This is a genomic window from Shewanella sp. Isolate8, assembly GCF_022398495.1.
Classification (GTDB): Bacteria; Pseudomonadota; Gammaproteobacteria; order Enterobacterales; family Shewanellaceae; genus Shewanella; species Shewanella aquimarina.
Genome location: NZ_JAKEVI010000001.1, coordinates 1,607,841 through 1,621,149, shown reverse-complemented (window position 1 = coordinate 1,621,149; position 13,309 = coordinate 1,607,841). Strand labels below are relative to the sequence as shown.

Annotated in this window: 9 protein-coding genes; 1 reads left to right on the top strand and 8 read right to left on the bottom strand. The window is 54.7% G+C overall.

What is annotated here, in order from left to right; all coding sequences use genetic code 11:
• Position 1 precedes the first annotated feature (1 nt).
• The 4 genes from L1D43_RS07130 to L1D43_RS07115 form a co-directional block, all read right to left on the bottom strand.
• On the bottom strand, positions 2–1,453 hold the full coding sequence (locus L1D43_RS07130) for a DUF3570 domain-containing protein (protein ID WP_239851079.1): 1,452 nt from the start codon (positions 1,451–1,453) through the stop codon (positions 2–4).
• A 46-nt stretch (positions 1,454–1,499) separates the two neighbouring features.
• Positions 1,500–1,718 carry a DUF4266 domain-containing protein gene (locus tag L1D43_RS07125; RefSeq protein WP_239850478.1) on the bottom strand — a complete coding sequence of 73 codons (219 nt, stop codon included), beginning with the start codon at positions 1,716–1,718 and terminating at the stop codon, positions 1,500–1,502.
• Positions 1,708–2,277, bottom strand: a complete 570-nt coding sequence (locus L1D43_RS07120) for a TlpA disulfide reductase family protein (RefSeq protein WP_239850477.1) — start codon at positions 2,275–2,277, stop codon at positions 1,708–1,710. The genes L1D43_RS07125 and L1D43_RS07120 overlap by 11 nt, the downstream gene beginning before the upstream one ends.
• Before the next feature lie 210 nt (positions 2,278–2,487).
• Positions 2,488–4,389 carry a VRR-NUC domain-containing protein gene (locus L1D43_RS07115; RefSeq protein WP_239850476.1) on the bottom strand — a complete coding sequence of 634 codons (1,902 nt, stop codon included), beginning with the start codon at positions 4,387–4,389 and terminating at the stop codon, positions 2,488–2,490.
• A gap of 302 nt (positions 4,390–4,691) precedes the next feature.
• On the opposite strand from L1D43_RS07115, the gene L1D43_RS07110 reads away from it, so the two are divergent.
• Entirely contained in the window at positions 4,692–5,111 is a 420-nt protein-coding gene (locus L1D43_RS07110) for a secondary thiamine-phosphate synthase enzyme YjbQ (protein WP_041511324.1), read from the top strand.
• Between the two features lie 35 nt (positions 5,112–5,146).
• Here the strand turns inward: L1D43_RS07110 and L1D43_RS07105 are convergent, their stop codons facing one another.
• The 4 genes from L1D43_RS07105 to L1D43_RS07090 all read right to left on the bottom strand — a co-directional run bounded on the left by L1D43_RS07105 (position 5,147) and on the right by L1D43_RS07090 (position 13,177).
• Positions 5,147–8,620, bottom strand: coding sequence for a DEAD/DEAH box helicase (locus L1D43_RS07105; RefSeq protein WP_239850475.1), 3,474 nt, complete (start codon positions 8,618–8,620; stop codon positions 5,147–5,149).
• A gap of 162 nt (positions 8,621–8,782) precedes the next feature.
• The gene (locus L1D43_RS07100) at positions 8,783–10,003 is read right to left on the bottom strand and encodes an RsmB/NOP family class I SAM-dependent RNA methyltransferase (protein WP_239850474.1); all 1,221 of its coding nucleotides are present in this window, start codon (positions 10,001–10,003) and stop codon (positions 8,783–8,785) included.
• Between the two features lie 159 nt (positions 10,004–10,162).
• Positions 10,163–11,428 (bottom strand): sugar MFS transporter, encoded by a 1,266-nt coding sequence (locus L1D43_RS07095; RefSeq protein WP_239850473.1) that lies wholly within the window; start codon positions 11,426–11,428, stop codon positions 10,163–10,165.
• A gap of 123 nt (positions 11,429–11,551) precedes the next feature.
• The gene (locus tag L1D43_RS07090; protein WP_239850472.1) at positions 11,552–13,177 is read right to left on the bottom strand and encodes an alpha-amylase family glycosyl hydrolase; all 1,626 of its coding nucleotides are present in this window, start codon (positions 13,175–13,177) and stop codon (positions 11,552–11,554) included.
• Between the last annotated feature and the right edge of the window lie 132 nt (positions 13,178–13,309).

The following is a 13,309-nucleotide window of genomic DNA, read 5'->3' as shown; positions in this document are numbered from 1 at the left end:
ATCAAAATCGCATTCCAAATTGCAACACGATCGCATCGAGGCGCGGGAACTGATCGAAACTGGCGAGCTCACCTGGCAGCTCGACACCCGGGTTTTGTGGGCGCTGCTGATAGTAGGCCAAACGCACACTGGCCAGCATGCCCCGCTCTAGCCTCTGGCCATATTTGACGCCTATCGTATAGGTCTGCATCTTACCCAGACGATGATCCGCCGAGGCAAACTCAGGCAAGGGCTCCCCCTCAGTGAGATAGAGGTGATAAAACTCTGCCGCATCCTGCAAATAAACCCTAAACTGCCATTGCCAATAGGCGGCGCCGCTGAGGTTGTAGCGATAACGGGCATCAAAGGTATGGGCCTGCAGCGACCAGTCATCATTACTGTAACGATAGGAAAAGGTCAGTGTGCCGCTATCCAAGGCGCCCTTGGTCATGAGATAGAGGTTGTACTTGAGTCGCTCGTCGGGGCGCTGCTCATAGTGATAGCCAAGGGCCTGCCCTCTACTATCGACCCGGCTAACCACCTTGTAGGCATCGCTCAGATAGCCATTGACGGCCGAGAGGCCATAACTCAGCTGCGCCTGCCAGCGACGATTCAGGGTTTGTGTGATGCCGACATTAAGATCTAAGGTGCGCTTGAGGGCGCTGTCATAAAAACGGGTGTCATCGAACGCCTGCCTGAACTCGGCCTCGCTGGCAAAGTCTTTACGAAACACCATCTCACTCATCCCAACGGGCCGTCCCCCCACTGGATTGACGATATCGAAATAGTAGGCCGCGCCGGCAAACACCTGTGTATTGCTCTGATTGAAGGAGTGCTGGAGCCCAGCATTGACACCGAGTGAGGTGTAATCATACTCGCGAGAGAGATACCCGCCGAGACTGGCCTGCCACTTGGCAGAGAAGAGATGCTGCCAGTTGGAGCTTAGCTGCAAGCGGGTGTCTTTGAAGGTGTCATCAAGCGGCAGTTCTCCGGCTCTCGCCTGATAGACGCCGGTGCCCGAAGGCCGGGTAAAGCTTTGGGGGCTTGCCTGGATCACGGCGCCATTGGCCGAGGCGCCAGTTAGGGCGTCCAGTGCTATTTTGCCGCGAATAATATTGGCGTCATCCAGCGCCTGACGATAGTTGATGATCCCTTCTGCCGCCGTGACTCTGTCCTGCTCCTGATAGTAGACCAGGGCCGCATCTATGGTCGCGCCAGCGAGCGGATCGTTCGCATGTTCCTCTTGCTCAGCGGTATTATCGCGCGTCTCGGCGGCTTGTTCGCCTGCAAGTGCATTGTCACTGGTTACCGCCGCGCCGACACCGAGTAACAGGCTACTGGCCATCAGCAGAGACGCCATCACAGACTCGCTTTCTAGCGAGGCACTTGTTACCGAGGCGCTTTTTAGCGATTCACTTTTTAGCAAAGCGCTTTCTACTGTCCCGAGTTGATTCGGTGTCGGCCTGTCCTTCATGTCGCTCAAGCGATCTTCCTTATTCCCGGTTAGCTCTTAAAACAACCTAGTTACAACCACAACCACCGCCGGCAAGGGTACGGCCGCCGCTGGTGCCCTCCTTACTAAAATAGATATGATCTTCTATCGCCATATCCATCTCATCGGCCTCTAGCTGCATATCCTCCCGGGCAAACTGCCCTCGCTCCCAGGGCTTTACGCCGAGATTGGCGCAGCCAGACAGCAGCCCTACCAATATGATCAGCAGCGTTAAATCAGTTCGCATCGGCTGACCTCTTCTTCAACAAAGATTGTATCTCCTGCTCGACGGCAACTTGCTTCGACTTAAAGAAGCCCAGATGCTCGCTGACCAGATTTCCATCGGCATCAAACAGATAACTGCTGGGCATCCCCTGCAGATTAAAGTGACCGGCCACCTCCCCCTTGGGATCGTAGAGGATATCGAAGCTGGTTTTGAAGTTGGCCAGAAATGGCCCTGCCATCTCACTCTCTTCATCGAGATTGATCGCGACGATCGCCAGCCCCTTATCGCCGTAACGCTGATGCATTAGCTCCATCCAGGGAAAAGAGTCGCGACAGGGTGCGCACCAGGAGGCCCAAAAATCCACATAGACCACCTTACCCTTATAGGCCTGGAGTGACACCAGCTCGCCGCTTTGTGTCTTGGCGCTCAAATCCAAGCGCGGCGCAGCGTGACTCGGCAGCACCATAGACAGACAAACGAGCATTGCCATCGATAACCAAAGAAGCTTGGCCATCATGGGGGATCTCGTTCTCCCCTCTACCGACGGCAGAACGCCTTGCATCTTCTGTTCTCGTGACATCATTGATCCTTCACTGCTGGTTAAACACTTTCTCTATAGCTTGTACCGGGCGGACTTTACTATCAAAAGTCTCCTATCTTATTAACGAGGTTAGCAAAAAATCATGGTATTAGGACAGAGAAAGATTCTGTTATCACGACTTAGCAAGAAAGAGTATGCATTATGAAAACGCCTGAGCGAACACCCTTTTTTAGTCTAGGCTACTCAATGTTAGTTGAGCCACGAGAGATAGCAGACGCTGGCCTTAACGCCGTTTCGGTTAAACCAGTCCAGCCAGACTGTCTGATTATCTCTTAGGGCATCTCCCGGGCCCTTCACCTCGATAAGCTCTGCTGTGACTCTGCTATCAATGAGGTTCGGTGCCCCGTCATCGGTTGCTTGATGCTCATTAGTTAGATGCTCAGCAGTTAGATGAAAACAGATAAGATCGGGAAAGCCCGCGCGGTAATAGCGAAGATCGAACAGCATATGTCGAAATAGTTTCGCCAGAAAGGCGCCGCTGAATGCCTGTAGTGCCAGTTGCAGGAGAAGCGGTATCTCATCGTTTTCTCGACTATTCGTAAGATCGAGCCCAAGTAGATCAAGCTCAAGCAGATCTAGGCTTTGCTTCTCAAACAGGGGCCAGTGTACCCAGTCGTTAGTGACGCCGCGTTTTTGAAGAAAATGCTCCATAATCATCTTAGTATCACCCGAGGCCAATGCCTCGAGTCTCGACGCTATCGCTTGTTTGCGCCTTGGGTAGAACTCACTCTGGTACATGTCGCTCGGCCTGCTCTGATAGGGATTAGCGAAGGCGCCGCCGACACCGGCGAAGATGATGTCCCAGAAGGCTAGGCCAAACAGGCTACAGAAGAGGCGATTTTCTACCTCGACACAAAGCCGCAGCTTATCCCCCTGCACAGTGCTCAAGTGTCTGGCGGCGCATTGCTCGACGCGCAGGGCGTTTGACTCTTCGCCTTCTGGGCTCTCATCATTTACTGTGCGCTGACACTCAAGTTTGAAGGTATCAAACTCCCCTTGCCAAGGCTTGGGCACCTCCCGTCCCAGGCTGCGATGAAGGCTTTTCTGCAAACGCCTGGCGACCAGACGTTCACTCTCCTCCAAAGGTTCCGCTAACATCAGCTCAACTAGCCCTAACGCCTCATCATCACGGCCGAGCTTATTCAGGCAGCGAGCCCGGCGCTCCCGGCTCGGCGGTCTCTCGGTGTTTCCATACAGAGCTAAGGCGCGCTCAAAATGACCCAAACGCTCTAATTGGCGCGCCGCCATTAACCAGAGCCCCTGGGTCATGCGCTGTAGCTTTTCATTCCCAGCTTCTTTGGCGAAATCAGGCAGCTCGGTGAGTCTTTGACAAAATGAATCAAATTTTTCGATACCAATATCACAGTGCTTACCGCTCAGCGCACCCTCTTCAAACTCCTGGTATAGCCTAGACAACGTATACAAGCCTTCTATCTCCGCTCGCGTATTGAAGCTGCGACTGGCGATACTCGTCGAGTAACCTTCAAAATTATGAATACCAAGATCGGCCAAGATAAACTGACTCAGGGACTGACTCATACGTTCAAAATAGAGTAACTCGAAGCGTCGATAGACGGCCTTGGGACTCAGACAGAACCAATGCCGCTCAGGTGCCAAACCGGCAAGCAGTCGCGTCAATAGGCCCGTGCCTTGGGCATACTCGATAAGCTCGCTCTTCTTCAGCCGCTTAATCGCCGTAGAATCGAGTTTCGAAGCCTCTGGATTGACAGGCTCTGATTGACTGGAGTCTTGCGCTACCAAGGCCTTAATAAGCGCCGCCTTGGTGCTCTTTTGCATTAGCCAGCTCGTATCGGGCTGTTCATAGTCGATCAGTTTGCGAGCGTGCAGCTCCGAGATGGCCGCCGGGATATCTGTGATTTCAATGTAGCTAAGCTGAGTCAGGCAGAACCAGGGGCCCTTACGCGAGATGAGTCTCACCAGCAGACACTGAGCATCCTCTCCTAACGCCGAAAAAGTGTTGATGAAGCCAAGCTCGACTTCATCGAGGAGATCGCCATAGCGGTGCTGAACACCTTGGAGCATGGTGTTGAAATTATTAAGGTAGTAATAAACTGGCAATTCAGGTTGCATCTTGGAAGCTTGCTTTGACGGCGCTGGCGACGATGACGAGGTTAGCGACGCTGACAATAGCGGCGCTGGTTTCACAGCTTTACCTTGTGTATGCCCCTCTACTGGCTCCAGTCTTTGCTTAACCATTAACGTTTTCTATCCCTGTATTTTTCTATTCATCATCGCCGCTTTAAACACTAAGTGGCAAATCCTATAAAACAGACACTACGGCAGGCTTTACAAGCTTAGGGAGTTGGCGCACTCTTAGCAAAATAACAAAAAGTGCCGACATTTGGCGATAAAACAGCGTAGGAAAAATCATCATGTGGATTCAAGTCGAGATAAATCTGCCCCCGAAACAACGCGGGTATCACCTGATCACCGAAGAGATCTATCGCGCCGCCCCAGAGCTTAGCAAGATTAAGATAGGTCTCGCCCATCTACTGTTACAGCATACCTCGGCCGGACTCACCCTCAACGAAAATGCCGACCCTAGCGTACGGGAGGACTTCGAGCGCTTCTTTAACCGTCTAGTGCCGGAGAATGAGCCCTATTACACCCATACCTATGAGGGGGACGACGACATGCCGGCCCATCTGAAGTCGTCGATTCTGGGGGCGGAACTTACCCTACCTATCACCGACGGCGAGTTCAATCTAGGCACCTGGCAAGGGATCTACCTGTGCGAGGCACGCAACCGCGCCGGGGGCCGTACCCTGTTACTCACCATCCAGGGCGAATAATCTAGGGCAAGAGGCCTCTATCAATTTGCGATTGGCTACTCTGTGATGGGTTGAAGCAGGGCCAGCCAATCATCCTTATCCATCTCCGCGGCCGTGAGGCTCTCGGTCTGATACATGCTTTGGGCCAGAGCCTGTTTGCTCTGCTGCAACTGCTGAATGCGCTCCTCGACCGTGTTCTGACAGATAAGCTTATAAACGAATACCGGCTTATCCTGGCCGATGCGATAGGCCCTGTCGCTGGCCTGCTCTTCGGCGGCCGGATTCCACCAAGGATCCACATGGATCACCACATCCGCCTCGGTCAGGTTTAGTCCCGAGCCGCCAGCCTTGAGGCTGATGAGGAACACATTGACCTCGCCGCGACGAAAACGCTCTATGATGCGATCCCTATGGCGACTGCGCCCGGTTAGCATCTCATAGCCTATCTGCTGGCGATCCAGCTGCTCGGCGATCAAATCCAGCATGCTGGTAAATGATGAGAAGATCAGTATGTTGCGGCCATCTTCTATCATGCTCGGCAACTTGTTCTCCAGCCAGGCAAGCTTGGAAGACTCGGCGTTAAGCTCATCCTGGCCACCATCGTAGGCCGCATTCATTCGACTTGTTTCACCGCCAGAGCTTGCCTCAGCAAGATGCGCGCGCTCGCCTGCCTGAGCCAGATTGAGCATCGACGGATGACAGCAGACCTGGCGAAGCTTAAGTAGTGCATTGCTGATCATCAGGCGGTTGGCCTTGGCGCCGGTTTGCCGCAGCGCCAGTTGCACCTGCTCCGCTACCGTCAGGCGTATGGTCTCATAGAGATCCGACTGACTCTGGCTCAGCTCAATCAGGGTGTTGATCACCGTCTTGGTCGGCAGTTCGGTCGCCACCTGACGCTTGGTGCGCCTGAGCATAAAGGGCGCCAGACGCTGAGCCAGTCGTTGGCGGCTGGTGTCGCAATGATCTTTCTCTATTGGCTGTTTAAACTGGCGTTGAAATTGAGTGGCCGTGCCGAGAAAGCCCGGCATCAGGAAATGAAACAGCGACCAGAGCTCTCCAAGATGATTTTCCATCGGCGTGCCCGTGAGACAGAGACGATGCTGGGTCTGCAGCCGGTTCACCAGCTTAGTGATGCGGCTGCGACTGTTCTTGATGGTCTGCGCCTCATCCAAAATCACCTGATGCCAGTTAAGCTTGGTCAGCCGCTCGGCGTCTTGTGCTAGGATCCCATAGCTGGTGATCAGCACATCGACATGGGTCAGCGCCTGCTCGTTATCATGGCGGGCACGGCCGCTCCAGACGAAACTAGTCAGGCTAGGCGTAAACTGGGCGATCTCCCGCTGCCAGTTGCTGAGCAAACTGGTGGGTGCAACAACCAGCACGGGCGCCTTACACACACCTGCCTGTTTATCCAAGAGGATGCTACAAAGGGTCTGCAGCGTCTTACCCAGGCCCATGTCGTCTGCCAGAATGGCGCCAAAACCATGTTGCTTGATAAATTGTAGCCAGGCGACCCCCTCTATCTGATAGGGGCGCAGCTCGGCGTTGAGCCGATCGGGTGCGACAAAGTCTATGGTGCCTAGCCTATCTGCGCGCCTGCTCTGCTGCTCATTGAGATAACGCCCGAGCGCCTTAGCATGTTGCCTCAGCTTAGCTTCACCCGACCAGGTCAGCGCCTGCTCAGATTGACTCAAGGCATCATCGAGCAGCGGGATGCGCCCGAGGTGATGCCGTGCCAGCACCAGCTTCTCCTGATCGTTTAGCGGCTGCTGCGCAAAGAGCTCGTCGAGCACAGCAAGTATGCGCTGGACACGGCCCGCCGGCAGGGTCAGGATCGCGCCAGATTCTAGCTCCAGCGCCACCTCCTGTAGCGGCTGCTCGCTCCCCTGTTTATCAGAAAGCGCAGCACTGGTGTTTAGCGCCGGGCTGATGTTTAGATCTGGGCTAGTCGTGAAATCCCGGCTTAACTTGCCCTGTCGAATCAGGTTAACCAGCAGAGGCAATAGATTAACCCGTTTACCCTCAACCTCGACACCCAGGCTAAGCTCGAACCAATCCTTGTCGGCGCTGTTCACCTCGCCATACCAGGCATTAGCCGCCACCTGAACGAAACGCTGTTTGGCCACCAGTTCAATCTGCCAGCCCTTGAGCGAGAGCGTGCGCAGCAACACCACATGCTCACTCGCCTCCCCCGGTACCAGACGCAGGCCCTCGCCGAGTGATTCAGTCACGGCTGGCTCGAATTGACTGGTGAGTAGCGGCAAGGGATTGAGCAACAGCTGGCATTTGGCAAATTGCGCCATGAAGGCCTTATGGCCCGCGCCGAGATAGCTCAGCGACTCGAAGTCATAACGCCGACCGCGATGAACCATAGAAAATTTCGCGACATCTATGGGCGACAACATAGGCTCGTGCCAGTGTTGCTCCAGGCTCTCGCGGGCGATCTCTAGCCTTGGCAGCCAGTCGCCGTCCAGATCCGCGCCTTCTAACAGGGTTTGATTCACCCGCACGTCACCGCGTTTATCGATTATCCCCGTGCCCGAGCAGGTATCTAGCCAGACACCGGGGCAAAGGGGCAGCATGAAGCTTTCATCCAGGTAGTCTTCATCATAGTGAGTCGCCAAACGCACCGGCTCCCCCGCCACCTTGCCAAAGAAACAGCGACCGCTGGCAAACAGCAGGCGATAAAAATCACTGTCGAGTACGGCTAAATGTTCACTAGAAAGAGGCTGTGAGCCAAAGGCGTCATTAGCGAGCGAACACTTGAGATCGATAAGGATCGCCTGCTCAAGCGAGGCTCCTGCCTGCGACACCTGTTGTTGCTCTGCCAGAGCATCCAGGCGTGACACCGCAGGGCTTAGGTACTCGGGTAGCTGTGATTGAGTGCTATCGGCACGCAAATTTTCACTGCTGGTTTCGGGGCTAATGTCAGGGCTAATGCTAGGGCTAGTTTCGGAGCTAAAAGTCTCACCCGTTACCTCGCCCGCAACCTCTCTGAGTAGGTGCAGTAACTTGAGATCTGTCTGACTGACATACTTGGGCACAGGCTGGCTCTGCAGCAAGTCGAAGCCTAAAGGTCCCTTGAGCTGATAGCGGCCATTCTTGTTGAGATAGCCTTTTAACACCTTGAGCTGCAAACCTGTCTCGCTCAGTGCTAACAGGTAGAGGATGCGATGGCGCGCCATGGTGGGGAAAGGATCGAAACGCTCCTTGAGATCGCTGCGAAACAGGCGAATCGCCGTATCTGAGCGTCTGGAACGTCCCTGCTCTTCAACTGCGCTATGAGCCGCCTGCTCAATGACCAAGGCCGCCTGATGCAGACAGCGTGGCTGACCGCAGTCACAACGACCGCTCACCTTACCCTGATCGTTAAGGGAGACTTGGCAAGATAACTTAGGCTCGCCCGCGAAGACACCACGAATAATATGGGCGCGGCGCTGGCACTCCAGCAGCCGACCGTCCAACAGGGCTTGCAGCGCAGAAAACCTTTCTTGATGTGAAAACTCTTGTACAGCCGTTTGTAATAACATCGTCCGAGAAAAAAGCAGATAGACCAAGATCAGCGATTGAAAGGAGAGATGATATCACTATTTGTTGGGCCTGTTGTAGCCCGAAAGGAGGCAAGTGTCGGCTTACTGCGCAGTTACCCACGCCCTGAGCCGACACCTGTGACCTAGATCACTGAATGCAGATTAAGCAGAGATCGCGGTGCGTTTCATACGCGCCAAGTAGAAGCCGTCGAAGCCGCTGTCGGCCACGCTAACTGTTTCATCGTCGATGAAGCTAAAGTGCGGATTGGCAGCCAGGAAGGCATCGACCTGCTGGCGATTCTCCTGTGGCATGATAGAGCAAGTGGCGTAGATCAAGATGCCGTCGACCTTCACCATGCGGCTATAGCTCTGCAGGATCTCCTTTTGCAGCTCGACCAATACCGGCAGGCGCTCCGGCGTGTCACGCCACTTGGCATCGGGATTACGCTTGAGGACCCCAAGGCCGGAACAAGGCACGTCCAACAGCACCCTGTCGGCGCTCAGTTTAAGACGCTTGATGGTCTTGCTGCTGGCAATGATGCGGGTCTCGACGTTATGGGCACCGGCGCGGCGCGCTCGCTGCTTCAAGTTGTCCAGTTTCCACTGCTCAACGTCCATGGCCAACAGGCGTCCCTTACCCTGCATCTGCGCCGCAATGGCTAGCGTCTTACCACCTGCGCCGGCGCAGGCATCGATGACTCGCATGCCGGGCTCTGCGCCTACCGCCGCCGCGACATGCTGAGAACCTGCGTCCTGCTGCTCAAACAGCCCCTGCTTAAAACTCTCGGTGCGAAACAGCGCCGAATCAGAGATAACCTCGAGCGCGCTCGGCACACCCGGCACCTCACGAGTCTCGACCCCTTCCTTTGCCAGGCGCTTAGCCAGATCCTCACGATCTGTCTTGAGCGGATTGACGCGCAGATAGCGCTTAGGTGCCTGTGCCAGCGCGGCACGCTCCTTGGCCCAGTCATCGCCCAACTGCTGCTGGCCCAAGTTATCGAGCCATTCGGGGCAGCCATCGAACAGGGCTTCCTGCTGCTTGGCATCGGCTAAACGCTGGTTAAAATCGGCTTCTTCGATCGCCAGGGTGTACTGCAACTTAGGAATAGGCAGCTCGTTAGCCATGTGCCAGGCGTTGAGCAGGCGTGATCCCATACGAGTTATCTCATCGGTTGAGATATCGGCCAGATGACAGTAGAAGTTGAGACGGCGCAGCAGATCGCCGGTCACATAGGTGATGCGTGCCTGCTCGGACGGTGCTAACTTTAGTCCAGAGAAGTGATGGGAATAGGCTCTGTCCAGCGGTTTGCCCTCTTCCAGCACCATGGCCAGCACATTGATAACTAATTCGGTTGAACTTGGAGATAGCGACGCATTTAACATAGTAGAGCCTAAAGTAGCAGAGCCTAGATAATAAAAATCGCTGGCGATCATAGGAGTTAAGCCCCTATTAGGCAAGCGCTAGCGGCCATTCTGGCAATAAAAAAGGCAAGCATTGCTGCTTGCCTCTTACTAATCGCATTACTGTAAACGCAATAGGCCTTAAAGCTTAGACCCTTTCACGCCATAGAACATAATAAACAGGTAACAGATGATCGGCAGGAAGAAGGCCTGCTGGATACCGATATTATCGGCAAGCACACCCTGCAGCAGCGGCAGGATCGCGCCGCCCACGATGGCCAAGCAGAGCACACCAGAACCTTGTGAGGTGTGAGGGCCAAGATCCCTAAGTGCCAGACTGAAGATGGTTGGGAACATGATGGAGTTAAACAGGCCGACCGCCAGAATTGCCCACATGGCGACGTTACCGGTACTGGTCATGGCGAGCGCAACCAAGAGCGCCGCCATCAGGGCGTTGAAACCAAGTACGGTACCGGCAGGCACCTTCTGCATCACGGCGCTACCGATGAAGCGACCCACCATGGCACCGCCCCAGTAATAGGTGATGTAACTCGCGGCGCTGGCCTCACTGAGTCCGGCAATGTCATCCTGGGCCAGGAAGTTAACCAGGAAGCTACCGATAGAGACCTCGGCGCCCACGTAGACGAAGATACCCACGGCGCCCAGTACCAGGTGAACAGACTGCAGCGCGCTGGTCTTGCCATTATGCACCAGCTCGCCTTGCTCACCGCTTTGACAATGCTCTTTGATCTGCGGCAGATCCAGCTTGGCAAAGACCAACGCCAGAATACCAAGGGCACTGGCGAGGATCAGATAAGGCAGCTTAACCACTTCCGCCTCGGCCTGTGCCTGGGTCAGGGTCTCGCTGGCTTCAACGGCAACCGAGAGAATTAGCACAGCGCCAAAGTAAGGCGCAACCGTGGTGCCCAAGGCGTTAAAGGCCTGGGTCAGGTTTAGACGGCTAGAGGCGGTTTCGACGCTGCCCAGGGCGTTAACATAGGGGTTCGCGGCCACCTGGAGTATGGTGATCCCCGAGGCCAACACGAACAAGGCGCCCAAGAAGAGCCCGTAAGTCGCCAGCGCCGCCGCAGGATAGAAGAGCGCGCAGCCCAGCGCCGCGATCAGCAAGCCTGTCACTATCCCTTTCTGATAGCCAAGGGCTCTCACCAGCTTACCGGCCGGCATAGAAACCAGGAAGTAGGCGCCGAAGAAGCAGAACTGGATCAGCATCGCCTCGGCATAGTTGAGCGAAAACGCCGCCTTGAGGTGGGGGATCAATATGTCGTTAAGACAGGTGATAAAGCCCCACATGAAAAACAGCGAAGTCAGGGAGACTAGCGCGAAACGATAGTTCTCCTGCTCGCCACCGACCCCGGTAGCCGTGCTACTTTGTTGCATCATTGCCATGGTTAAGTTCTCTTTTGTTATTTTATCTTTCTGATTGTGCTGTTAACTGATTGTGCTGTTAAAAATTTTCACGAAATAGATTCTTTTGAGCCCTGATTTCTGGAGACCTAGATAGCCAAGCCTCTAGTTAACGGCGTAGAAACAGCCAAAGGGAGCAAATTGTATCGAATCACCCGACAGCTCAGCCTTAGGCAAACCGTGTCCGGCCAACGGCGTCAAGCTGGTTGCCCCCTCGCCTGCAATGCTGTAGCTTTGTGGCTCGCCGCTCAGGTTAAAGGCCACTAATAAGCTTTGTTCACCTAGGCGTCGTTCAAACACCAAGAGTGCGTCAGTTGATTCAATAAATTTGATATCACCCGAGATCAACACGGGGTGCTGCTTACGCCAAGCCAGCATATGACGGTAGTGGTTCAGAATCGATGCGGGATCGGCCTCTTGAACATCGACCGCCATCGCCTTGTGCTCTGCCGGTACCGGTAACCAAGGCGTATTGTCACTGAAGCCGCCATGGTTAGCGTCATGACGCCAAGGCATAGGCGTTCGGCAACCGTCACGGCCCTTGAACATGGGCCAGAAGGTGATACCAAAGGGGTCTTGTAGCTGTTCATAGGCGATCTCTACCTCGCCAAGACCCAGCTCTTCTCCCTGATAGCTACAGACGCTGCCCCTTAGTGAACAGAGCAAAGCATTGAGCATCTTGGCCATATCGCTATTAAAGGCTTCTCGTCCCCAACGCGTCGCGACACGCTGCACGTCGTGATTACCTATCGCCCAGCAGGGCCAGCCATCACCTATGCTCTGCTCAAGGGCCTCGACAGTTTGGCGAATATAAGCCGGGCTAAAGTCATCGGTGAGCAGCTCGAAGCTGTAGGCCATATGCAGGCGATCCTCACCCTGGGTATATTCGGCCATGGTGGCCAGCGAGTCTTCCGATGAGACCTCGCCCAGGGTAACCACGCCGGGATACTGGTCGATCAGCGCGCGCAACTCCTCGATAAAACCTACGGTCTGTGGGCGGGTGTTATTGAAGTAGTGATACTGGTAGGCGTAAGGGTTATCTTCGCTAAAGCCCCTACCCTGACGCTTGTCTGCGGGCTTGGCCGGATTGTCTCTGAGCTGCTCGTCGTGATAACAGAAGGTGATCGCATCCAGGCGAAAGCCATCCACTCCCTTATCGAGCCAGAACTTGACGTTCTGCAGTACCGCGCGGCGCACATCAGGGTTGTGGAAGTTGAGATCCGGCTGACTGGTTAAGAAGTTGTGCAGATAATATTGTTGACGACGTGGCTCCCATTCCCAGGCGCAGCCACCGAAGATCGCCAGCCAGTTGTTCGGCGCCGTCCCGTCGGGCTTAGGATCCGCCCACACATACCAGTCTTGCTTGGCATTGTCGCGGCTCTGACGACTCTCGCTAAACCAGGCGTGTTGATCTGAGGTATGACTCAATACCTGATCGATAATCACCTTGATCCCCAGACGATGGGCCTTGTCGATCAGCTCGTCGAAGTCATCCATGGTGCCAAACAGGGGATCGATAGCCAGGTAATCACTGATGTCATAACCGAAGTCTTTCATCGGTGACTTGAAGAAAGGCGAGATCCAGATGGCATCGACATTCAGGCTCGCAATATAATCGAGTTTACTGATGATACCCTGTAGGTCCCCGACACCGTCGCCATTGGAATCCATTAAGCTGCGAGGATAGATCTGATAGATGACGGCGCCGCGCCACCAGTAGAGTTGGTTCATTATCGCCCCTATGTCACCAACGACTATATTAAAGGCAGCTGCCTGCCTTCGGGTTGCATACCTGTTACCCAATCGTTGTCGACGAACAATTGTTATTAGAATGAAACGAGCATACGTCATCCGGGAAATCGG